18 protein-coding genes are annotated in these 23067 nt (G+C 63.5%); all 18 read left to right on the plus strand.

Going from position 1 to position 23067, the window contains the following annotated elements:
* Positions 1-13 precede the first annotated feature (13 nt).
* On the plus strand, positions 14-763 hold the full coding sequence (locus APH27_RS18075) for a hypothetical protein (protein ID WP_027917412.1): 750 nt from the start codon (positions 14-16) through the stop codon (positions 761-763).
* Positions 764-827: 64 nt separating this feature from the next.
* The gene (gene tssB, locus APH27_RS18080) at positions 828-1361 is read left to right on the plus strand and encodes a type VI secretion system contractile sheath small subunit (RefSeq protein ID WP_027917413.1); all 534 of its coding nucleotides are present in this window, start codon (positions 828-830) and stop codon (positions 1359-1361) included.
* A gap of 14 nt (positions 1362-1375) precedes the next feature.
* On the plus strand, positions 1376-2878 hold the full coding sequence (gene tssC / locus APH27_RS18085; protein ID WP_060485555.1) for a type VI secretion system contractile sheath large subunit: 1503 nt from the start codon (positions 1376-1378) through the stop codon (positions 2876-2878).
* 32 nt (positions 2879-2910) lie between these two features.
* Positions 2911-3393 (plus strand): type VI secretion system baseplate subunit TssE, encoded by a 483-nt coding sequence (tssE, locus tag APH27_RS18090; RefSeq protein ID WP_027917415.1) that lies wholly within the window; start codon positions 2911-2913, stop codon positions 3391-3393.
* Positions 3393-5225, plus strand: a complete 1833-nt coding sequence (gene tssF, locus APH27_RS18095; protein WP_027917416.1) for a type VI secretion system baseplate subunit TssF — start codon at positions 3393-3395, stop codon at positions 5223-5225. Before tssE ends, tssF begins: the two co-directional genes overlap by 1 nt.
* The gene (tssG, locus tag APH27_RS18100; protein ID WP_060485556.1) at positions 5189-6259 is read left to right on the plus strand and encodes a type VI secretion system baseplate subunit TssG; all 1071 of its coding nucleotides are present in this window, start codon (positions 5189-5191) and stop codon (positions 6257-6259) included. Before tssF ends, tssG begins: the two co-directional genes overlap by 37 nt.
* Entirely contained in the window at positions 6256-8853 is a 2598-nt protein-coding gene (gene tssH, locus APH27_RS18105; RefSeq protein WP_027917418.1) for a type VI secretion system ATPase TssH, read from the plus strand. Before tssG ends, tssH begins: the two co-directional genes overlap by 4 nt.
* An 83-nt stretch (positions 8854-8936) precedes the next feature.
* The gene (gene tssJ, locus APH27_RS18110) at positions 8937-9659 is read left to right on the plus strand and encodes a type VI secretion system lipoprotein TssJ (RefSeq protein WP_027917419.1); all 723 of its coding nucleotides are present in this window, start codon (positions 8937-8939) and stop codon (positions 9657-9659) included.
* The gene (tssK, locus tag APH27_RS18115) at positions 9656-10999 is read left to right on the plus strand and encodes a type VI secretion system baseplate subunit TssK (protein WP_027917420.1); all 1344 of its coding nucleotides are present in this window, start codon (positions 9656-9658) and stop codon (positions 10997-10999) included. Before tssJ ends, tssK begins: the two co-directional genes overlap by 4 nt.
* Complete coding sequence (gene icmH / locus APH27_RS18120; protein WP_060485557.1) at positions 10996-11709, plus strand: type IVB secretion system protein IcmH/DotU; 714 nt, start codon at positions 10996-10998, stop codon at positions 11707-11709. The genes tssK and icmH overlap by 4 nt, the downstream gene beginning before the upstream one ends.
* Before the next feature lie 21 nt (positions 11710-11730).
* Positions 11731-15642, plus strand: coding sequence for a type VI secretion protein IcmF/TssM N-terminal domain-containing protein (locus APH27_RS18125; RefSeq protein WP_060485558.1), 3912 nt, complete (start codon positions 11731-11733; stop codon positions 15640-15642).
* Between the two features lie 34 nt (positions 15643-15676).
* Entirely contained in the window at positions 15677-16597 is a 921-nt protein-coding gene (gene tagF / locus APH27_RS18130; protein WP_060485559.1) for a type VI secretion system-associated protein TagF, read from the plus strand.
* Positions 16597-19089, plus strand: coding sequence for a type VI secretion system membrane subunit TssM (gene tssM / locus APH27_RS18135; protein ID WP_060485560.1), 2493 nt, complete (start codon positions 16597-16599; stop codon positions 19087-19089). The genes tagF and tssM overlap by 1 nt, the downstream gene beginning before the upstream one ends.
* 108 nt (positions 19090-19197) lie before the next feature.
* Positions 19198-19716: a type VI secretion system tube protein Hcp gene (locus tag APH27_RS18140; protein ID WP_027917425.1), complete on the plus strand. Its 519-nt coding sequence runs from the start codon at positions 19198-19200 to the stop codon at positions 19714-19716.
* 100 nt (positions 19717-19816) lie between these two features.
* Positions 19817-20911 carry a type VI secretion system protein TssA gene (gene tssA / locus APH27_RS18145; RefSeq protein ID WP_060485561.1) on the plus strand — a complete coding sequence of 365 codons (1095 nt, stop codon included), beginning with the start codon at positions 19817-19819 and terminating at the stop codon, positions 20909-20911.
* 35 nt (positions 20912-20946) lie between these two features.
* On the plus strand, positions 20947-21201 hold the full coding sequence (locus APH27_RS18150; RefSeq protein ID WP_027917427.1) for a PAAR domain-containing protein: 255 nt from the start codon (positions 20947-20949) through the stop codon (positions 21199-21201).
* 11 nt (positions 21202-21212) lie between these two features.
* On the plus strand, positions 21213-22334 hold the full coding sequence (locus APH27_RS26915; protein ID WP_256250622.1) for a hypothetical protein: 1122 nt from the start codon (positions 21213-21215) through the stop codon (positions 22332-22334).
* Positions 22334-23067 (plus strand): hypothetical protein (locus tag APH27_RS18160; RefSeq protein ID WP_060485562.1); only part of this gene is annotated, 734 nt, incomplete at its 3' end. The genes APH27_RS26915 and APH27_RS18160, both read left to right, overlap by 1 nt.

The raw sequence follows: 23067 nt of genomic DNA on the forward strand, positions 1-23067 counted from the left end.
GGACGATGTACCGATGACACAGACATTCGATGTCGAAGCACTGATCAAGCTGCGTAGCCAGACGCGGGCGATCTCCGATGCGCTGAAGGCGCAGGCGGCGGATTACCTTGCCACCGTGGCACCGCTGATCCGTCCGCAAACCCTGTTTGGCGAATACCTGCAAGGCGCCCAGCGCAGCAGCGGGCGCGAAACCCAGGGCCATTTCCAGTCGTTGATCGAACTTTACGAGCGCATCGGCTCGGCCGCGCCATTCCAGCTGGTCAGTGAACTGGAAGTGCCGCTGAACCTGATCAGCACCACCCCCGAACTGTTTCCGCTGGAATACGACAAGGTCCTCGAACAGAGCGGCCAGGTCATTCGCATCACCAGCCCGACGCGCTGGGTGGTGGGCTTTCACGCCTTCGACCTGGCGCAGTTTCGCAACGTCATCAAAGACCCCAACCGCAGCAGCGCCGAGCTGTACCGCTTCGTGGTGCACTACCTGGTGCTGTTCTACTGCCTGAGCAAATCGCCGGGCCTTGGCCGGCTGTTCGAAGGCCTGCGCTACGGGCTCAGCTTCGAGCGCCTCAAGGGCTTTGGCGACCTGCCGTTCTGCGTCATCAGCTCGCCGGTACGTTCGGAACTTCCTGACGATTCGGTCATCCGTAGCAGCACGCAAATTGCCGGCAACACCAGCTTCGAAGAACTGGTGGGGCGCGACAACATTCTGGAAATGAACGACGACATCCGGCAGCGCCTGCTGCTGACGATCGAAGGACTGTAACGCGCAGGGCCCGCTCGCGGGCCGCGCAATGATTCGCAGCGAATTGCTCGCACTGGAGAACACGATGGCGAAGAAGGAAAGCACCCAGCACAAACTTGACCGCGTTCGCGCACCTCGGGTCCACATCACCTACGACGTGGACATCGGCGATGCGCTCGAAAAGAAGGAACTGCCCTTCGTCGTCGGCGTACTGGGCGACTTCTCGGGCAACCCGCTGGAGCCGCTGCCCAAGCTCAAGGACCGCAAGTTCGTCTTCATCGACCGCGACAACTTCAACAGCGTGCTCAAGGGCATCAAGCCGCGCCTGACCTACCGCGTGGACAACACCCTGGCCAAGAACGGTACTCAGCTGGGCGTCGAGCTCAACTTCAACACCCTCGAAGATTTCGAGCCACAGAACGTGGTCAAGCAGGTCGAGCCGCTGCGCAAGCTGCTGGAAGTGCGTAACAAGCTGGCCGACCTGCGCAACAAGATGGGCGGCAACGACAAGCTCGAAGAGCTGCTGATGGACGTGCTGCAGAACACCGAGAAGCTGAAAACCCTGGGCAAGGAATTCGGTCGCGAAGCCGCCGTACCTGCCGACGATGGCAAAGAGTAAGCAGGAGCCAGACGATGACCGACAAGCAAGCATTGCCTCAACAGGAATCCGACCTGGTCGAAGTCGAGAACTTCGCGCCCCAGGCCTCTCTGCTCGACAGCATCATCTCCGAGAGCCGTGTGGCCCGTTCGGAAACCGAGCGCAGCCGTACCCGCGACCTGATCGGTGAACTGGTCGGTCAGGTGCTGGAAGGCGAACTGACGCCCAGCAAGGATCTGATCGCCGTACTCGATGCGCGTATCGCCGAAATCGACGCGATGCTCTCCGAGCAGATGAACGAGATCATGCACGCCAGCGAATTCCAGCAGCTGGAAGCCTCCTGGCGCGGCCTGAAGTACCAGGTCGACCAGACCGAGACCAGCACCACGCTGAAGATCCAGTTGCTCAACGCATCGAAAAAGGACCTGGTCCGCGACCTGAAGGCCGCCTCCGAATTCGACCAGAGCGCACTGTTCAAGAAAATCTACGAAGAAGAGTACGGTACCTTCGGCGGTGCGCCTTTCGGCATGCTGGTGGGCGACTACGAGTTCACTCGCAGCCCAGAGGACATGTACCTGCTTGAAGAAATCTCCCACGTCGCCGCTGCCGCCCACGCGCCGTTCATTTCTGCAGCATCGCCGGAGCTGTTCGGCTGGGACTCGTTCACCGACATGTCCGGACCGCGCGACCTGGCGAAGATCTTCGACACCGTCGAATACGCCAAGTGGAAGTCGTTCCGCGCCTCCGAAGACTCGCGCTATGTCGGCCTGACCCTGCCGCACGTACTCGGCCGCCTGCCCTATGGCCCGGATACCGTGCCGGTGGACGAGTTCAACTTCGTCGAAAGCGTCGATGGCCGTGACCACAACAAGTACCTGTGGATGAACGCCGCTTACGCCCTGGGCACCCGCGTGACCGATGCCTTCTCCCGCTATGGCTGGTGCGTGGCGATCCGTGGCGTGGAAGGCGGTGGCCTGGTCGAAGGCCTGCCGACCCACACCTTCAAGACTGACGACGGTGAAATCGCGCTCAAGTGCCCGACTGAAATCGCCATTACCGACCGCCGCGAGAAAGAGCTGTCGGACCTTGGCTTCATCCCCCTGGTCCACTGCAAGGGCACCGACTACGCTGCGTTCTTCGGCACCCAGTCGACCCAGAAGCAGAAGCAATACAACACCGACATTGCCAATGCCAACGCACGGCTGTCGGCGCAGCTGCAGTACATCTTCGCCACCTCGCGTATCGCCCACTACATGAAGGCGATCATGCGCGACAAGATCGGCAGCTTCGCCTCGCGCAAGGACGTGGAGTCGTTCCTCAACGAATGGTTGGCCGACTACGTGCTGCTCGACGACACCGCCAGCCAGGAGGCCAAAGCCAAATTCCCGCTGCGTGAAGCCAGCGTCGAAGTGGTCGAGGTGCCGGGCAAGCCAGGTGCCTACAAGGCCGTGGCGTTCTTGCGCCCGCACTACCAGCTTGACGAACTGACCGCCTCGCTGCGTCTGGTCGCCGAACTGCCGCAATCCACCCGTAGCTGATCGAACCCAAGCCAGGAAGGCGCCAGTCACCCATGAGCCGTAACTATCAATTAGTGCCAACACTGTTGGATCGCCTGCTTGATGACACCCCTCATCAGGCAAGCGAGGCGGTCTCCAGGCGGCTGTGCTCCCTGGCCGATTACAAGGCCAGCCTGATCCGCGACCTTGAAGTGCTGGTCAACACTCGTCAGTGCATGGTCGCCGAGCGGCTGGGCGGCCATGCGCAGCTGGCCGGCACCATCCTCGAATACGGCATGCCCGACTTCACCAGCAAGGGCGTGCTCAACCCCGAGGACCGGCGCCTGATCCAGGCCCAGCTTGAACGCGCCATCACCGTTGGTGACAAGCGTTTTCGTGCGGTACGCGTACAACTGATGACCCAGCAGGTAGGCCACCGCATGCTGACCTTCCGGGTCGATGCCGTGCTGCATCTGCAGGATGCCACCCGCCAGGTCTCGTTCGACGCCGTACTGCAGATCAATACCCAAGAATACAAAGTGCAGAACCTCAACTGATGCTCGACGATCTGCTGCCCTACTACGAAAAGGAACTCTCGCACCTGCGCTTTCTCGGCCAGGAGTTTGCCCGCGAGTACCCGAAAATCGCCTCGCGCCTGCTGATCGAGGGGGACAACTGTGAAGACCCTCATACCGAACGCCTGATCGAAGCGTTTTCGTTCCTTTCCGCACGCATTCACAAGAAGCTCGATGACGAGTTTCCGGAAATCGTCGAAGCCTTCCTCGAGGTGCTGTACCCGCATTACCTGCGCCCGACCCCGGCGCTGTCGATCGCCGAGTTTTCCGCGGGTAACCGTTCGACCCTGGCGGCGTGCTACGACATCGCCCGCCACACCGAAATCACCTCGCGCAGTATCGAGGGTGTGGCCTGCCGGTTCCGCACCTGCTACCCGGTGCAATTGTGGCCCGTGGCCGTGCAGGACGCTTCTTTCACCGAACTCGAACGTTCGGTGTTCAACGGCCACAGCGCCGACCTCGTGGCGCACCTGAAGATCGGCCTGGCCGCCACCACCGACTTGCATTTCGGTCAGCTCGACATCCATTCGCTGCGCTTCTTCCTCGACGGTGAAAGCACACTGATGCTGCAGCTGTACGAGCTGCTGTTCAACAACCTGGCCAAGGCCACCGTCAGCTTCTACGAAAACGGCCAGCGCCGGGAGATCGGCCTGCCGGCTGATGCCTTGCAGGCTGTCGGCTTCGAGCAGGATGACGGCCTGGTGGATTATTCGGCCCGCTCGTTTGCCGGCTACCGCTTGCTGCACGATTACTTCACCTTCCCTGACAAGTTCATGTTCTTCGACATTGGCGGGCTCAAGCGCAGCCTGGCAGGTCGTGACATTCAGGCCATCGAGCTGAATTTCTACTTTTCCCACTTCGAGCTCGGCGAGCGCCTGGTACGCCTCGCACAGAACCTGGGGCGGCACAATTTCAAGCTCGGCTGCACCCCGATCATCAACCTGTTCAAGCAGCAGGCCGAGCCGATCAAGCTGAGCCATACCCAGCATGAGTATCCAGTGACCCCGGATGTGCGCCTGCAGGGCAACGCCGAAGTGGTGTCGATCGACCGTGTGCAACGCGTGCGCAAGCTCGGCGGCCGCGACAAGGTCAGCGAGTGCAACCCGTTCTTCGAGCCACGGGGCGAGCTCGGCCCCGATGCCTGCTACTGGATCGGTCGCCGCCAGCCGTCACGGCGCGGCAGCCAGGGCGGCACGGAAATGGTGATCCGCGTGGTGGACCGGGAACTGGACCTGATCGACAGCAGCAGCGACACCCTCAGCATCGCCCTGACCTGCAGCAACCGCGACCTGCCGCAACTGCTCAGCTATGGCGGCAGCCAGAGCGACCTGAGCCTCGACCAGGACAGCGTGGTCGACACCATCCGCCTGCTGCGAAAGCCCACCGCCACTGCCCGCGTGCCACTGGGCGACGGCCTGATCTGGCGGTTGATCTCGCACCTGTCACTGAACCACATGTCGCTGGTGACCCAAGGCAAGGAAGTGCTGCAGGAAATGCTCAGCCTCTACAACTACCGACGCGGCTTGGCTGTACGCAAGCAGATTGGCGGCATCCTGTCGATCAAGAGCGATCCGGTCGTCGCCCGCATCGGCCACCCACGGCCAAACTTCGTACGCGGCGTGGGTATCACCCTGGAACTCGACGAAAGCCAGTACATCGGCAGCGGCGTGTTCCTGTTCGGCAAGATCCTGGACCATTTCTTCGGCCAGTACTGCACCGTCAACAGCTTTACCCAATTGACCCTACGTACCCGCCAGCGGGAAAAGAGAATCGTACAATGGCCACCCAGAACCGGCGATCAGCCACTGGTCTGATAGACCAGGCACGTGCCCAGCCCTACCGGTTCGAATTCTTCCAACTGGTGCGGCTGCTGCGCCTGCACTACAGCAGAGCCGGACGTATCGACCCGGAAACCCGTCCGCACGACGACCCGCTGCGCTTCCGTTCGCAGCTGTCGCTGGCATTCCCGGTCAGCGAAGTCAGCGAGCTGAAGTTCGAGCGCGCCGAACGCACCAACGCAAACGATCAACCGTTGTCGGAGGTCCAGGTCACCTTCATGGGCCTGGTCGGCCCGTCCGGGGTGCTGCCACGGCCGTACACCGAGCTGCTGATCAATCGCCACATCCAGCACCGTGACGACGCCGCGCACGCGTTCATGGACCTGTTCTCGCACCGCATGGTCGCGCAGTTCTACCAGGCCTGGCAGAAGTACAAGTTTCACATCGAGCACGAACGCAAAGGCAGTTCGGACTTCGAGCGCTACCTGCTGAGCATGGTGGGCTTTGGCGAGCATGCGCGTCAGCGCAAGTTCACCCGCAAAGATTCGGGCCTGCGCCACGAACTGTTCAGCTACTTCGCCGGTTTGTTCAGCCAGCGTCCGCGCAACCCGCAAAACCTGCAGGCAATGCTCAGCTTCTATTTCTCCCTTCCCTTCACCCTGCGCCCGTTTTCCGGGCGCTGGCTGAAGCTCGAAGCCGAGCAATGCACGCGCCTGGGGCGGCAGAACGCCCAACTGGGGCAGAGCAGCGTGATCGGCAACCGCGTATGGGACTACCAGTCGTGCGTGCGGATCGAAATCGGCCCGCTGGAGCTGGCCGACTACCGGCGCTTCCAGCCCGGCACCGAGGACTACCACAAGCTGGTGGAACTGGTGCGTTTCTACCTCGGCCCCAGCCTGGATTTCGAACTGGCACCAAAGCTCAAGCCCGAGGCTGTGCCGGTCGCCCGCCTGGGGCGCGAAGGCGGTGTGGCGCTGGGCTGGCTGGGCTGGCTGAAACGCCCTGGCAGCCAGGTCGAACCTGCGCGCTGCGGCATTTTTAGTATTCCTTTTGATGGGGTCTCGCTGTGAACCTTAAGTCACTGTTTGCCAAGCTCAACGACACCTGCCGCGGCGCCACGGAAAGCGCGGCTGCGCTGTGTCTGGCCGAGCGTCACTACGAAGTGGACATCGAGCACGTGCTGCTGCAACTGCTCGAAGGCGATGACAACGACCTGCGGCCTGTGCTGCGCCACTACGATGTGGTGGTCGAGCGCCTGCAGTCACAGCTGGCCGATGCCTTGCAGGGCTTCAAGACTGGCAATACCCGCACGCCAGCGCTGTCGCCGCACATTACCCAGCTGATCGAGCGTGCCTGGGTGCTGGCCTCGATCGAATATGGCACCGGTCAGATCCGCAGCGGCTACCTGCTGCTGGCCCTGCTCGACGATGCCGACCTGCGCCGCCTGCTGCTGGCCAGCGCAGCGGAACTGGACAAGATCAACGTCGACGACCTGCGCGCCAACCTCCCGGCCCTGATCAGCGCCAGCGGTGAAGCCCAGCAGGCCACGGCGTTGCCGGCCGACACCAGCGGCCCTGCCCCGCTGCGTGGCGCGGGCAAGACGCCAGCACTGGACCAATACACTGTCGACCTGACCCGCAATGCCCGGGAAGGCCGCATCGACCCGGTACTGGGGCGTGAGTTCGAGGTTCGGCAAATGGTCGACATCCTCACCCGCCGTCGGCAGAACAACCCGATCCTCACCGGTGAGGCCGGGGTCGGCAAGACCGCCGTAGTCGAAGGCCTGGCACTGCGCATCGCCGAGGGCGACGTGCCCGAACCGCTCAAGGGCGTTGCCATTCACACCCTTGACCTGGGCTTGCTGCAAGCCGGCGCCGGTATCAAGGGCGAGTTCGAGAACCGCCTTAAAGCGGTGATCGAGGAAACCAAGCGCAGCGTGCACCCGATCATCCTGTTCATCGATGAAGCCCACACCCTGATCGGCTCCGGTGGCCAGGCCGGGCAGAACGATGCTGCCAACCTGCTCAAGCCAGCACTGGCACGGGGCGAGCTGCGCACCATCGCTGCGACCACCTGGGCCGAATACAAGAAGTACTTCGAAAAGGACGCCGCCCTCGCCCGCCGCTTCCAGGTGGTCAAGGTCGAAGAGCCTGAAGAGGACCAGGCCATCTACATGCTGCGTGGCTTGCTGGAGAAGATGCAGAGCCACCACCGGGTCGCCGTGATGGACGACGCGCTGGTCCAGGCGGTACGCCTGTCCAGCCGCTATATCACCGGCCGGCAGCTGCCGGACAAGGCCGTCAGCGTGCTCGACACGGCCTGCGCGCGGGTTGCCCTGGGCCAGACTTCGCAGCCCGGCCGTCTTGAAGACTGCCTGCGCCTGGTCGACAACCTGCGCACCGAGATCGACCTGCTGGAACAGGAACAAAGCAAGGGCAGCGACCACCAACGCCGCCTTGGGCAACTGCACGAGCAGATCGAACAGGCCGGCCTGCGTCAGCAGCGCCTGGAGCAGCAGTGGCAGCGCGAGCTGGAACTGGTCAAGCAGATCCATGCCTTGAGCGATGCCAGCGACAGCGACAACCGCGCGGCCCTGGCCGAACTGCGGGTGCAACTGGCCGATGTCCAGGGCGAAGAGCCGCTGGTCCATGCCCTGGTCGATGGCGCCACTATCGGCGAAGTGATTTCCGGCTGGACCGGCATCCCTCTGGGCAAGATGCTGCGCGATGAAATTGACACCGTGCAGCGCCTGCCGGCACTGATGGCCGAGCGCGTGCTGGGCCAGGACCATGCCCTGCACGAGATCGGCAAACGCATCAAGATTTCCCGGGCGCGCATGGAAGACCCGAACAAGCCGATTGGCGTGTTCCTGCTGCTGGGCCCTAGCGGCGTTGGCAAGACCGAGACCGCGCTGGCCCTGGCCGACACCCTTTACGGCGGCGAGCGCAATGTCATCACCATCAACATGTCCGAGTACCAGGAGGCGCATACCGTCTCCAGCCTCAAGGGCTCACCTCCCGGCTATGTCGGCTATGGCGAAGGTGGCGTGCTGACCGAGGCGGTGCGGCGCAAGCCTTACAGCGTGGTACTGCTCGACGAGGTGGAAAAGGCCCATCCGGACGTGCTCGAACTGTTTTTCCAGGTATTCGACAAAGGCGTGCTGGACGATGGCGAAGGCCGCGAGATCAACTTCCGCAACACCGTGATCATCCTCACCTCCAACGTCGGCACCGAACACATCATGCGCACCTGCCTGGGCGCCGAGCAGGTTCCGGCGCCGGCGCAGTTGGTCGAAGACCTGCGCGACCAGCTCAACAGTGTGTTCAAGCCGGCCTTCCTGGGCCGCCTGAGCATCGTTCCCTATTACCCGGTCCAGGACGCCATTCTCGAGCGCATCGTCGGCCTCAAGCTGGAACGCATCCGCCAGCGCTTCGAACGCAACCATCAGGCCCAGCTGCACTTCAGCCCGGCGCTGGTGCCGGCGATTGCCGCGCGCTGCACCGAGGTCGACAGCGGTGCGCGCAACATCGACAACATCCTCTCGGGCAGCCTCATGCCGGAGCTGGCCGAACAGGTACTGGCGCGCATGGCCGAAGATCAGCCGATCAACAGCCTGCGCATCGACCTGGATGAAACCGGCGGCTTCACCTACAGCCTGGCGTGAAGGAGCGGCCGTTGACGCAAGGACCATCAGCAGCGCCCCGGGGTAACCGGGAGTTGCCAGAACAAGACTTCAGGAGCAGGACAATGGGCAGGTTACTGGGTGTACTGATCATGGCCTCGGCACTTTCCGCCTGCGGCATCACTGACCGCGTCGGCAAGCGTGTCGACGACACCTGGGCAGGCGACATGCTGTTCAGCAGCGACGAAAAAGTGGTCCTGACCATCGACGGCGGCAACCACCTCAACCCGGATGTGGCCGGCACCCCGCTGTCGGTGGTTGCGCGCGTCTACCAGCTGACCAGCCTCGATCGTTTCATCAGCAGCGATGCCGACAGCCTGCTCGACCACCCTGAACAAGCGCTGGGCAATACCGTGCTCGATACCCGCGAAACCGTGGTGCTACCGGGCATGGGCAACATTCAGCACTGGCCCCTGGCCAAGCAGGCGCGGTATGTCGCGGTGGCCGCGTTCTTCCGCGACGAAAGCGGCGGGCGCTGGAAGATGGCCTTCAACGCCGACGCCTTCCGCAAGGACGGCATCTTCTTCTCGTCCGAAGGCGGGCGAGTCCTGCTCGACCTTAACCAGGTCACTGCCGAGCGTGGCCAGGATGTCCTGCAGCTGCCGGCGCAGCAAGCCATCGCCACCCTGCAACCGGCACAACCGCTGGAAACAGCACCCAGCGTCAGCCAGCAACTGCAGGACAAGGCATTGGACGCAGCCCAGCAGGCCGCTGCCGATGCCGCCGAGCAATCGGCCAAGAAAGCAATGACCAACGTGTTCGATTCAGCACTGGAAGGTATCCAATGAGCAACAAGAGCCGCGTGATGTGGTCGGAAGGCATGTTCCTCCTGCCGCAACACTTCCAGTATCAGGACGAGTTCCATCAGCACCAGCTGGCTCAGGCGACCCTGCGTTCGTCCCCCTTCCACTGGGGTGTGCAGGCGCTCGAGGTCGATGAACAAGCGCTGAGCAGTGGTGTGCTGCAGCTCAACCGCCTGCACATGGTATTTCCCGATGGTTCGGTGTTCGACGCCCCGCAGCATGACCCGCTGCCAGCGGCGCGCGACCTCAAGGAAGTGCTACTGGGCTCCGGCCTGAAAGTGTATGCCGCACTCAAGCTGGCAGAGCCGTACAGTGCTAATTACCTCGAAGAAGGCACCGAGCGCAAGGGCGCCCGCCGCTTCCGCAAAGCCTTCGCGACCCTGCCCGACCTCAACGAAGGCGACCTGGAAAACGAAATCACCAGCCTGCGCCTGAACGTGGTGCTGCTGGTCGACGGCGATGCACTGGATGGTTACAGCTATTGCCCGCTGCTGCACTTGCAACGCAACAACGTCAACGCGTTCAGCGTCGACAGCCAGTTCGTCCCCCCGGCTTTGCACCTGGGTGCCCACGAAACCCTGCTGACCATTGCCCAACGCCTGTTGGCGATGCTGCAGAGCAAGAGCGAGACGTTGTCCGGGCGCCGCCGCGAACGCGCCGACCAGATCGCCGAGTTCGGTTCCAGCGATGTCAGCCTGTTCTGGCTGCTGTACACGGTCAATCGGGCCTACCCTGGCCTTGCGCACTTGCTGCAGCACCCGCGCCTGCACCCGGAGCAACTTTATCGCTTCCTCGCCGAGCTGGCCGGCAGCCTGCTGACCTTCTCGCTCGATGCACGCCTGGAAGACATCCCGGCCTACGACCATCAGGACCCCGCTGCTTCGTTGCTGAAGCTGGACCGCCTGGTGCGCGAACTGCTCAACAGCGTGGTGCCCAACCAGTACATCCCGATTGCGCTGGACCAGACCCGGCCGTCCTACTACGTCGGCCGCCTCAATGACCCGCGCCTGGCCGGCGCCGACTTCTACATCTCGGTGCACGCCGACATGCCTGGAGCCCAGGTACTGGAGCTGGTACCGCGGGCCTTCAAAGTCGGCTCGCCGGAAGACATCGAAGTGGTGGTCAACACGGCCATGCCGGGTGCCACGCTCAACCACTGCGTGCGGACACCCAACGCCATCCCGGTGCGTCTGGACAACCAGTACTTCGCGATCGAACCCCATGGACGGGTGTATGAACGCATGATGAGCGCCCACGCCATCGCCTTCTACGTCCCCAGTGCCTTCAAGAACCTCAAGCTCGAACTGATGGCGGTGCTCAAATGACTGTTGCCGTAATGCCAGGCGGCGCGACCGCCGTCGAACAACCCTCCACGCTCAAGGACCTGGTCAAGGATTTCCTGACCATGGCGCTGATGATCCGGCGTGGCAACAAAGTGATCGACGTGCAGCGCCTGCGTGCTGCTATCGACGAGTTCTTCCCGGCCCTTGAGCGCGATGCCCGCCGAGCCAACTACAGCGTCGAGCAGGTCAAGGACGTGCAGTACGCGCTGTGCGCCTTCCTCGACGAAAGCGTGCTGAACGCTGGCCCCAGCGAGATCCGCAACCAGATCGAGATCAACCCGCTGCAGTTCCAGTACTTCGGCGTACACCTGGCCGGCCAAGGCTTCTTCGACAAGCTCGAGGCCCTGCGCACCGACGTCAAGCGCAACCTCGACGTGCTGGAGGTTTACCACCTTTGCCTGGCCCTGGGCTTCGAAGGCAAGTACAGCCTCGAGCAGAAGGACCAGCTGCGCTACATCGCCAATACCCTCGGCCAGGACATCGCCCGCCACCAGCCGCCACGAAAGGCAATGGCAGCACAGTGGGCATTGCCGGACCAGGTTTCGCAGATGCTGCGCTACGAAGTGCCGCTGTGGCTGTACCTGGTACTCATCGCGCTGGTCTGCGGGGCCGTCTACCTGACCCTCGACTGGTTGCTGGGCAAGGAAGTCGCCGCGTTGGCAGAGCAGGTCCGCCGGCTGTTCGGCGTTTAACTCGGGTACGGTCAGGAAGACATGAAAGCACTACTGCGCTGTTTGAAGAATTTCTGGTTTGCCTTGGCACTGGTCTGGGTAATCGGCCTGCTGGCCTGCTGGTTCGCCCTGCCGCGCTGGCAGTTCTCGCCCGAGCAGGTGTATGTGGCGATGACACTGTTCAGCGCCGTGTGCCTGCTGTTGATCGTGTTGCGCCAATACCGCCGCATCCGCGCCGAGCAGAACATCGAGAGCCTGGTGCAGCTGGAAGTAGACCGCTCGCTGGGCGCCGAAGGCGAGTTCCGCGACCAGCATGTGCTGCGTGAACGCCTCAAGCACGCCATCGCCATGCTGCGCTCGGCGCGCTCGGCCGGTGGCGGCGGTGCCTCGGCACTGTCCGACCTGCCGTGGTACCTGGTGATCGGCATGTCGGCCTCTGGCAAGACCTCCCTGCTGACCCGCTCCGGGCTCTCGGCATCGATCGCCGGCGCCCAGGCCAGTGGTTTCGACAGCGGCACCCAGCACTGCGACTGGTACTTCAGCCCTGAAGCGGTGCTGATCGATACAGCCGGCCGCTACTTGCGCGATGACGCTTCTGCCAGCGAGTTCGCCTCGTTCCTCAAGCTGCTGCGCAAACAGCGCAGCAAGCCTGCGGTGAACGGCCTGGTGCTGGTGGTGAGCCTGCCAGAAATCATCTGTGCCACCGTGGCCGAGCGCGAAGCCATGGCGGCGCGCCTGGTCAGCCGCATCGACGAGTACAGCGAATGCCTGGGGGTGAACCCACCGCTGTACCTGATGCTCAGCAAGACTGACCTGGTGCCAGGCTTCAACCAGGCCTTCGAGGGCCTGGACAATGCCCAACGCCAGCAACCGCTGGGCATGACATTCCCGCTCGCCGAGGTGCGCAGCAAGGGCTTGCGCAACGTCGCCGAAGCCCGCTTTGCCCAGCTGCTGGGCAGCCTGCGTGAGCATGTCGACCACCAGGTTATCGCTGGCGGCAACACCGCAGGCGTCGAATTGCTGCAGTTCCCCAACTACTTCGCCGAGCTGTCGAGTGTTTTGGGTGGCTTCCTCGAACAGTTCGAGCGCAGCGCCGACGGCCGCACCCCACCGATCGTGCGGGGTGTGTACTTCACCAGCGCACTGCAGACCGACGAGCAGCTGCCACCGGTCTACGAAGATGCCCTGGGCGCCCACTATGCCCTGCAGGCCAGCGAGCGTCCGGCGTCGAACAAGCCAGCCAGCAAGATCGGTGACAAGAGTTTCTTCATCACCGAAACCTTCCGCCAGGTGGTGTTCCCTGATCGCAACCTGAGCCTGTACTACTCGCGCCAGGGCCGTACCCGTGCCCTCACCCCTGCCCTGGCCGGCGCCGCCGCCCTGGCCGGCGTTGCCCTGCTGGCTTGGGAAGGTGTGTCGTTTCACAACAACCGCCAGGTACTGGCCACCCTTGGTGGCGAGCTGAGCGAGCTGGAACAGGCCCCCGAGCAGGCCGAGCGTTTGGCCTCCGGCCAGGCCATGGAGCAGCTGCGCCATTACCTCGGCCAGTTCGAAGGCTACGACAGCCAGGGTGTGCCGCTGGCATTGGGCGCCGGCCTGTACAGCGGTGCCGAGTTGCTCAGCCCGTTGCGCCAGGCGTACCTGCAGCAACTGCGCACCCAGGCCCTGGAGCCAATCGGCAAGCAGCTACAAGTGCAACTGCGCGCGCTCAACCAGTTCGCCGAAACCGTCGACCGCACGCCACTGGCCGACACCGGCAAGCGCCGCGCGCCGAAGGCTGAGGCGGCGGATGCCGCGTCAGGCAACGGGGTCAAGGTGCTCAAGGCGCCGACCGCTGCAGCACTGACCACTCAGGTTCCCCGCAGCGGCGCGCAACTGGCTGGCCAGGTGCAGGCTGCTGCCAGCGAGGCCGGCCAGGACGGCCGCCGCCGCGCCCTCGATGCGCTGCATGAAAAAGCCCGTTCGGTGTCCAGTGCCGACCCGTCCGAAGACACCGCCCTGACCGCCGGCCTGTCACTGTCCGAGGACAGCCTCGGGCGCCTCAGCGAGCAGCAGGTGGCCTCGGTGATCGAAGCCTACAGCGCGCTGAAGCTGTACCTGATCCTGACCCGCCCGCAGGAACACCCGGACGCCGACTTCGTCGCCGCCGAGCTGCCGCGCGCCTGGGCCCAGGCCGCGCAGGCTCAGGGCCACGACGTCGACCCGGCACTGGTGCAGGCAAACAGCGCGCTGTACGTGCGCTACCTGCAACAGGGCACGGCCCCGGCCCTGCGCCGCAACGAACAACTGGTCAGCGAGGCCCGCCAGAGCCTGCGTTCGTTCATGATCGCCAGCTCCCTGGTCGACCGTGAATACCTGCGCCTGCAACTGGAGTCGGGCCGTCAGTATCCGAACCTGACCCTGGCCGACATGGTGCCGGCCAACAGCCGTAACCAGCTGTTCTCCTCCGAAGCTGTGCCAGCCTTTTACACCCGCCAGGGCTGGGAAGCGTTCGTGCAGCCAGAGTTGATCAAGCTGCTCTCGGGCGACCTGCGCAACGACAGCGACTGGGTGCTCGACGGCGAAGGCGGAAACGGCCTGGTGCAGAAAGCCAACTTCATGCGCGAGCTGCTGGCCCGCTACAAGGCCGACTACGCCGAAGCCTGGTTCAACCTGCTCGAAGGTGTTGGCGTACGCCACTTCACTGACATGGCCAACGCCAATGAGCGCCTGGCGGTGCTCAGCGACGTGCAGAACTCGCCGGTGAAGAGCCTGCTGGCTGCCGTCAATCACAACACCGATTGGGACCTGCCCAAGCAAGCGTCCGCCTCCCCAGCCAGCGCGGCTGAAGACAGCTTCTGGGGCAGTATCAAGGGCGCCTTCAGCAGCCAGGGCGCTGCGGTGGAAAACGTCGTCGCGCAACTGCCGCGCGTTGATGACGGCAGCCTGGCCAAGCGCTTCGAACCGGTCTCGCGACTGTTCGCCGCGCAGAATGCCGAAGGTGCCGACAGCACCGTGATGGACCGTTACCTGGCCGCGCTGCGCAAGCTCAAGGTGCGCCTGAGCAACATCCAGCGCTCGCAGGATGTTGGCAAGAACAGCAAGCTGCTGATCAGTGAAACCCTCGAGGGCCAACCTTCGGAAGTCACCCTGGTGCGCAACTACGTCGAGACCAGCGTAGACACCTCGGCCGGCAAGCTGTCCAGTGCCCTGCAGCGCTTGTTCAATTCGCCGCTGCAATACACCTGGGAAACCCTGCGCGACCCGGCCGGGCAACAGATCGCCAAGGCCTGGGCACAGGATGTGGCCCGCCCATGGCAGCAAGTCATGGCGCACCGCTACCCGATCGTCGCCAACAGCAACAACGAAGCCTCGGTAAAGGACCTGCAGCGTTTCGTCGACCCCGAAAGCGGCCTGCTGCCAGCGTTCAAGCGCAATCAAATCGGCAACCTTGCCGGTGGCGAAGGCCTGGGCATGGGCACTGGAAGCAACACCAGCCCACTGGTCAACGCCAGGATGGTCGACAGCATCGACAAGGCCAGCTCGGTTGGCCAGGTGATCGCCAGCCTCTCGGACCGAGAGAACGGCTTCGAGATCATGCTCGAGCCTTCGGCGCGCTACACCGACATCATCTTCACCCTCGACGGCCAGGAGCAGCACTACCGCAACGGCCGCACCAGCTGGAACCGCTTCGCCTGGCCGGGCAACAACAATACCCCGGGCGCACGCCTGGATGTGGTCACCCTGGAAGGCCAGCGCATCAACGTGTTCGACTACCCCGGCCGCTGGGGCCTGCTGAAGATGAACGACAGTGCCCGGGTCAGCGACCTGGACACCGTGCAGCAGCGCTTTACCTGGCAGTCGGTGGCCGGCCCGGTGAGCCTGGTGGTACGCAACTATGGCGGCGTGAAGATGACTGATCTGGCCCAGGTCAAGGCACTCAGCGTGCTCAACGACAGCGCACGGGTGAACTGATGCTGACCCGTACCCTGACAGGGGCACCTGGCCAATGATCGGATGTTTCGGCAAAGTCCCTGCCAGCGCCGACTTCGTCAGCCTCAACGGCGCCTTGCCGGAGGTCTGCGAGTTCGACCTGTGGCTGCAGAACGGCCTCGGCCGCATGCAGGCGCAGGCCGACTGGCGCGAGCGTTTCGATGCCCTGCCGGTTTGCTTCTTCTGTTACCGCAGCCGCGCCGGGCAGTGGCTGCTTGGCGGCTTCATCAGCTCGCGCGACACCAGTGGCCGGCGCTACCCGTTCATGGTGTTCCAGAGCATCCGCATGGACCACGATGCGCGCTTCGTCAGCCCGCACATTCTCTGCGAGCTTTTCGCGGGGCAGATCAAGCCATTGCTCATGCAAGCCGCCCAGGGCGCTGACATGGCCGAGCTGTTCAACCGGGTCAAGGCCATGCGCGGCTGGACCGCACAGGACCTGGACCTGTACCGCCGGGTGCACGAGAAGTTTCTGCGCGACTTCAACCTGCGCGATGTCGCCCGGCCGCTGCGCCACAGCTACCCAGAGTTCGACACCCAGGCCGGCATGGCCAGCCTGTACCGTCTGCGCACCGCCCTGCAGCAGGCGCACACGGCGCCGATCTGCCTGCCGCTGCCGGCTCAGAGCGGCCTCAAGCGGCCCATGGCCGACCTCTGGTGCTCGCTGCTGTCACGCCTGCGCGGCAGCGCCGGCATGCCTGACGTCAGCGTGCTGGTGGACGACTTCATGCGCCCCGGGCTGCTGTGCTTCACCTCCCGCGGCAGTGACGAGATCTACCGGCTGCTGACCGGCATTGCCGACTGCAGCGAACGGCATGACCTGCTGGCCCCATTGCCGTACCCATCGACCGGCAGCCCCCTGGCGCTGCCGGCCGATGACCTGGCCTTGAACGATTTCATAGAGCGCTTCGCCAGCGCTCGGGACGAACAATACTGATGAACAGGCTCAAGTATTACTTCTTCAAATATCAGCCGTACGTACTCGGCGTGGTGTTTTTCCTGGCCATTTTCCTGGTCTGGGCGGCCGGTGTGGCGCTGGGCTTTGCTTCGCTCTACAGCCTGCTGGCCGGTATCGGCGTGTTCGTGCTGCTGTCTGCCCTTTACGTGCTGCTCATGTACCGCGGTGTCTCGCAACATCATGACCTGGAAGCGCTGCTGCGCGAAGATGCCGACCAGGCGGTGCTCAATGCCAACCCGCAGGACCGTGAAGAAGTCAGCCTGCTGCGCGAGCGCCTGCTGCAGAGCATCGAACGCCTGCAAGGCGGCTCCAAAGGTAGGGCCAACAAGGATGCGCTGTATGCGCTGCCGTGGTACCTGGTGATCGGCCAGCCGGCCTCGGGCAAGAGCACAATGCTCTACCAATCCGGCCTCACCTTCCCGTACGCCGAACGCGAAGGCGCACGGGTCGCCGGCCTTGGCGGCACACGCAACTGCGACTGGTTCTTCAGCTCCGAAGCCGTGCTGCTCGACACCGCTGGCCGCTACATGGACAACCAGGAGGAAGCCGGCAAATGGCGCGCCTTCCTAGGCCTGCTGCGCCAGCACCGCCAGCGCCGCCCGTTGAACGGCCTGATCGTGGCAGTCAGTATCGAAGACATCCTGCACGCCGGTGCCGATGGCCGTGAGCGCCTGGCCAAACGCCTGCGCGAGCGTATCCAGGAAGCGCACGAGCTGCTGGAGCTGCGCCTGCCGATCTATCTGGTGTTCACCAAGTGCGACCTGCTGCCGGGCTTTACCCACTTCTACCGCCAGCTGGACGCACACTCGCGTGACGAAGTGATGGGCAAGACCTTCAGCCACGAGGGCTTCGAGCAGTCAGACTGGAGTACACGCTTTGCCGCAGCGATGCACGAACTGGTCGGGCACTGGCAGGCGCTGGCTGACCAGCAACTGTTGCAGCAGGACATCCAGCTGACCCGTCGCGACCCGGCTGCCTATCGTCTGCCACTGGAACTGGCAGCACTGAAGCCACTGCTCAACACCTTCGTCGCCGACCTGTTGCGGGCCAACCCCTATCAAGGCGCGGAACTGTTGCGCGGCTTCTATTTCACCAGTGCCCTGGATGCCGACGAACCAGCCCACGGCCGCTATGCCAGCAACGTGCGCGAGCGCTTCGCGCTGGCAGCACCAAGCACCGGCAAGCCGGTGGTAAAGCAGGCCGATCCACTGTTCATCGCCAGCCTGTTCCGCAAGGTGATCATTCCCGACCAGCACCTGGTGGCGCTGTACACCAGCAACCGCCGCGAGCGCAGCCGCAAGGCCGGCTGGGTCGGCGCTGCCAGCCTGGCCGGGCTACTGCTGTGCCTGGCCTGGGGCTGGTCGTACAGCAACAACAAGGCGGCGATCCAGGCCGTAGCGGCCAACCTCGACAGCGCCCGCCAGCAGGATGCCGCCGCCCCTCAGCAGTACACCGCCTGGCACAGCCTGGACCAGTTGCGCCAGGCCGCCGCCGAGCTGTACGCCCGCCACCATGGCGAAGGCGTGCCGCTGAGCATGCGCATGGGCCTGTACAGCGGCCACGACATCGAGCCATTCGTGCGCCAGGCGTACTTCACGCAGCTGGAAAAGGTCATGCTCAAGCCTACCGCCGACAACCTGACCCGCTCGCTGTACCTGCTCAGCAGCATCAAGATCTACCAGCGCAACGCCTCGCGCCTGGAAACCGTGAGCGGTATCGACAGCGTCGAGCCACAGGCCCTGCCGGTGGACAACCGTGCGCAGTCGGTGGCCACCTTCGGCCAGACCACGCTGGACACCTACCTGATGCTTTCCAAGGCCCAGCGTGAGCAGGCACAGCCGGCCGTGCTCAAGGCACGTATACCGGATTACTGGTACCCGGCCATCTACAAGCAGGTGCCACGCCCTGCCGGGCAGTCGGCGCAAGCTTCCGGCGAGGGCGACGATTACCAGTTCGCCGGGCGCCAGATCGCCTTCTACAGCGACCAGATCCGCGAGCCGGACGTGCCGCGCATTCTCAACAACGCGTTCCTGGTCTCCAGTTCGCGCAACTACATCAACAGCCTGCTGACCCGCTCGCTGCGCGCCATCGAGACCATAACGCTGGAGTCCGACACCCTGTTTGCCTTTGGCCGCGCCGACTTCCAGAGCCTGCAAGCCGCTGGCCAACGCCAGCTCAGCAGCATTGCCAACAAACTGCTTAACACCCCCAACGTCGGCAAGATCGTGATCACCGGCCATGCCGACCAGATTGGCGACCGCCAGAGCAACCTGCAGGTTTCGCGGCAACGTGCGCAGACCATCAAGACCTACCTGGTGGGCAAGGGCCTGCCGGCGGAACTGGTCGATGCCGTGGGCGAAGGCAGCAACAAACCCTTGGTGCGCTGCAACATGCAAGCGCCGCGCGCCGAACTGATTCAGTGCCTGGAACCTAACAGGCGCGTCGAGATCGAGGTCCGGGCACTGGATTGAACGCCCGGTCTCAACACGACGCCTGCGGCTGGCCCGCAGGGGTCACACTCAGGGCAGGTCCACGTACTGGATCAAGGAAGCCCTTTATACCTATGGAGAAATGTAAAAATGGCATTTGACGCTTACCTCAAGATTGACGGCATCCCAGGCGAAGCTCTGGATGACAAGCACAAGGACTGGATCGAAGTACTGGGCTATCAGTACGGCGCCACCCAGGCGACCTCGGCGACCGCCAGCTCCTCCGGTGGCGCTTCGTCCGAACGTGTCAATCTGAGCGACTTCACCATCCGCAAGTACGTCGACAAGGCCTCTGCCAAGGCCTTCGAAGCATGCTGCAAAGGCCAGCACATCAAGGAAGTGGTGCTGAACGTGAACCGTGCCGGTGGTGACAAGGTGACCTACCTGACCATCACCCTCGAAGAAGTCGTGATCTCCTCGGTCAATTTCCTCGGCAACCTGCCGCTGGACGGCGAAGCCAAGTCCGAAAGCGACCTGCCGATGGAGGAAATCAAGTTCAACTTCTCGCGCATCAAGACCACCTACACCCAGCAGAAGCGCTCCGACGGCGCGGGTGGCGGCAAGGTCACCGGCGGTTGGGACCGTTCGCTGAACAAGGTCTACTCCTGAGCCTGACTTGAGCTGGCGCCGGTAACGGCCAGCTCACTCGAGGGGCCCGTGCTGGCAACGGCACGGGGCCTTCCTTTCACCTTTGCACACAGAGCCGTCCATGCACGACATTCTTGACGACCTTTCGCTGTCTGCCCTGCGTACCCCGATTGACGGGGGGGCCGGCGAGGACCTGAGTTTTTCCAGCCTGTTCGATCAGATCAAGGAGGCGCGCCGCGCCGATGCCGAGTACCTGACCCAGGGCGACTGGCAGACCGACCTCAAGCAGGCCGACTGGGAGCAGGTGATCCAACTGGCTGCCGCCGGCCTCACCGAGCAGAGCAAGGACCTCATGCTGGTGGCCTGGTTGAGTGAAGGCCTGGCCCACAGGAAGCAGTTTCCGGGCATCCGTTTTTCCCTGGCGGTGGCACAAGCCCTGCTGGAAGACTTCTGGGACACGCTCTATCCCTCCCTCGAGGAGGGGGTGGACGAGCGTGCTACCCGCCTGGCGTGGTTGACCACCACGCTGACCGAGGTGGTCCGCACCCTGCCGATCACCCAGGGGCAAGGCTACAGCCTGCTCAAGTATGAAGAGTCGCGCCAGGTCGAGAACCTGGGCCGGCAAAACCCGTCGGCGATGCAACAGGCCCTGGAAGAGGGCAAGATCAACGCCGAACTGTTCCAACGCTCGGTGGTGCTGACCGACACCGAACACCTGCAGAGCAAGCACGTGCAGATCGGCGAATGCCTGGGCGCCTGCCAGCAGTTGCAAGCCGCCGCCGATGCCGTGTTCGGCGATGACGCACCGAGCTTTCTCGCCCTCAACGACGTACTGGTGCACGCCCGGCAACTGGTCGAACGCCTGCTCAAGGAGCGCGGCGTCGACCTGGCGGAAACTGCAGCGGCACCGGCCGAAGAAGCCGCGCAGCCTGAACGCCCGACAGCGGCCAGCACGGCCACACCCGCCACCCAGCGTGGCGGCGATGCCCCTCTGCGCACCGTACCGCTGAACCGCGAAGAAGCCTTCACCCTGCTCCAGGGCGTGGCACAGTTCTTCAAGCAGACCGAGCCGCACAGCCCGGTGCCGTACCTGGTGGAACGCGCCATCAAGTGGGGCAACATGCCGCTGGAATCCTGGCTCAACGATGTGATCAAGGACAGCAGCGTGGTCGATGGTATTCGCGATGTGCTCGGCACCTTGCAACCTCGTGACTGATTTGTGGTCCTAGCCGGCTGAAAAGGAGTTTCGACATGCGCCCCATCATTCTCTTGAACGACCCCACCGACCGCGGCGGCATGGTCGTGCAGGCCTCCACCTCCACCCTGGTCAACGGCCGTGCCGTGGCCAGGCTCGGCGACAAGGTAATGTGCCTGCACGGTGCCTGCGTAATCGCCAGCGGCGACACCACGACGCTGGTCGACGGCATGCCGGTGGCCCGTCATGGCGACAAGACCGCTTGCGGCTCCAGCCTGATCGCCACCAACAGCGACACCGGAATACTGTAAGGACTGCCAGCATGTTGAAACCCTCCGCCCAGGGCCATCGCTCATTGTGGGACGTTATCGGCGAGCGCCGCGAGCAAGCGCAACGCCTTGCGCCACCGCCTCGCCCGCGCGCCGAGTACGACACCACCCGCATCGGCCTCAGTGATGCCTGGCTGTGGCTGCCCAACCTGACCCCGGCCGAGGCCCAGGCAGGCAAGGCACTGGGCAGGGTCAACGCCGACTTCGAGCACGATCCGCGCCTGGTCACGCCGGCCGGGCACCGCCATACCGTGCGGCGCATTCGCGCAGGCAGCGCCCGTGCCGAGGTCAGGGCGTTACCCAGGGCCTTGCAGTTGCTGCAAGCCATGCTCGGCCAGTGGCACGACTTCGCCAGCGGCCTGGACTGGAACCAGACCCAGGTGGTGGTGTTCGCCCCCACCAGCATCGACGCCGACCCCTGGCTGGACGCGCTGCTCGAAGCCTGGCCGTTCGATTACCTGCCTGGCCACGGTTTCAGTGCCCCCGAGCAGACTTTCGCCACCTGGTTGCCGTGGGCCCAATGCAACGAGCTGGAAGCCGCCAACCTGCTGTGCATCGGCATCGACAGCTGGGTCACGGTGGACCGCGCCGGCAGCATCAAGGGCGAGCGCATGGCCGGTGAAGCGATCGCCGTGCTCAACCTGCAACGCATCGACCTGGCCAACCCCGAGGCGAATGCCCGCTGGCAGTTGCATCCTGCCGTGGTCCACGAACATGGGCCGCGTGCGCTACTGCCGCGCAGGGGCTGTGGCGGCCTGGAACAGGTGAGCGAGCAGTTGTGCGCGCAGAGCGGCATTGCCCTGGCTGATGTGAAGGCCCTGGTAACCGACGGCCACCACGACGACAACCGCCTCGATCATTTGTACCAGCTGCTTAACACCCACCTGCCCGACTGCGACCCGCAACAACACGTCGTCGGCTATGCCTTGCTGGCAGGTGAATACGCGCCGGGCATCAGCGAGATGAGCGCACTGGCGCTGGCGTTGCACACGGCCAACAGCCTGGAAGGTGCAGTGCTGGTACTGGACCGCCATGCATCGACACAGACCCGGGGGTGGTTGCTGGGGCCGTTGCAGGCGGCGGTTGCCGGGCAGCGCCCGAGCGAGGGCGTTTGATGATCAAGTACGCCAGTTGTGCATTTTTCCTGGCGCTTGCCGGTTGTGGGGACGCGAACATGAGTGGGGAAAAGCCCGCCATACGATTTGAGCTGGACGCGCCTGTCGAGAATGCCTTCTCGGGTTCATCTGTGCAGTTTCAGAAGGACTGCATGCTGGGGCTGTGTATGTATGAGTACTCACTGACGTTCAGCGAGCCGCTTCGAGCGGACCTGGAAATTGTTTCTGATGCTGGCAGCTTGAAGTTTGACGACGTAGTCAGCACAAAGCTCACTACATTTGAAAGCGATATGGTGACTAGCGCCAACGTAACGTTAGGCGGTGTGAAACCAGACGCCGAACACACTGAAGCCATGATGTATCACGCACAATTGCTCGACAAATTGCGGGCAGAAGGCTGGCGTCGATTCATCCTTCAAAACGAAGCCCGTATACCGGGCACCGAAGCCAAAAAATTCAAAGCTTACACCGTTTTAGATAAACCTGTAGGCACTGGGCCTTGGGATGATCCTGAATTGAGGCTGACCCAGAAAGCGTGGTTGTCGAAACGGTCATTGAGCAATTGGTATTTGCAAAAAGACGGCGTCTATCTGGTGCTTAGTGTACTGCGTTGGGATAGTGAGGTTGCGCCCCAGAAGAAAGCTTCTTACCTGTTCACGTTAGCGTTCCAGTCAGAAAGCGAATTCTATAAAGATTATTTCGAAGGCGATGACCGTGAAAGATGGACAACCCT

Origin of the sequence: Pseudomonas sp. NBRC 111123 (genome assembly GCF_001320205.1) — a bacterium.
Classification (GTDB): domain Bacteria; phylum Pseudomonadota; class Gammaproteobacteria; order Pseudomonadales; family Pseudomonadaceae; genus Aquipseudomonas; species Aquipseudomonas putida_J.

Bases quoted from the DNA above. Each gene is read 5' to 3' on its own strand.
- tssM (WP_060485560.1), top strand. From the start codon at position 16,597: ATGAACAGGCTCAAGTATTACTTCTTCAAATATCAGCCGTACGTACTC.
- tssA (WP_060485561.1), top strand. From the start codon at position 19,817: ATGCACGACATTCTTGACGACCTTTCGCTGTCTGCCCTGCGTACCCCG.
- tssG (WP_060485556.1), top strand. From the start codon at position 5,189: ATGGCCACCCAGAACCGGCGATCAGCCACTGGTCTGATAGACCAGGCA.
- tssK (WP_027917420.1), top strand. From the start codon at position 9,656: ATGAGCAACAAGAGCCGCGTGATGTGGTCGGAAGGCATGTTCCTCCTG.
- tssC (WP_060485555.1), top strand. From the start codon at position 1,376: ATGACCGACAAGCAAGCATTGCCTCAACAGGAATCCGACCTGGTCGAA.
- tssB (WP_027917413.1), top strand. From the start codon at position 828: ATGGCGAAGAAGGAAAGCACCCAGCACAAACTTGACCGCGTTCGCGCA.
- APH27_RS18125 (WP_060485558.1), top strand. From the start codon at position 11,731: ATGAAAGCACTACTGCGCTGTTTGAAGAATTTCTGGTTTGCCTTGGCA.
- APH27_RS18150 (WP_027917427.1), top strand. From the start codon at position 20,947: ATGCGCCCCATCATTCTCTTGAACGACCCCACCGACCGCGGCGGCATG.
- APH27_RS26915 (WP_256250622.1), top strand. From the start codon at position 21,213: ATGTTGAAACCCTCCGCCCAGGGCCATCGCTCATTGTGGGACGTTATC.
- tagF (WP_060485559.1), top strand. From the start codon at position 15,677: ATGATCGGATGTTTCGGCAAAGTCCCTGCCAGCGCCGACTTCGTCAGC.
- tssJ (WP_027917419.1), top strand. From the start codon at position 8,937: ATGGGCAGGTTACTGGGTGTACTGATCATGGCCTCGGCACTTTCCGCC.
- icmH (WP_060485557.1), top strand. From the start codon at position 10,996: ATGACTGTTGCCGTAATGCCAGGCGGCGCGACCGCCGTCGAACAACCC.
- APH27_RS18140 (WP_027917425.1), top strand. From the start codon at position 19,198: ATGGCATTTGACGCTTACCTCAAGATTGACGGCATCCCAGGCGAAGCT.
- tssF (WP_027917416.1), top strand. From the start codon at position 3,393: ATGCTCGACGATCTGCTGCCCTACTACGAAAAGGAACTCTCGCACCTG.
- tssE (WP_027917415.1), top strand. From the start codon at position 2,911: ATGAGCCGTAACTATCAATTAGTGCCAACACTGTTGGATCGCCTGCTT.
- APH27_RS18075 (WP_027917412.1), top strand. From the start codon at position 14: ATGACACAGACATTCGATGTCGAAGCACTGATCAAGCTGCGTAGCCAG.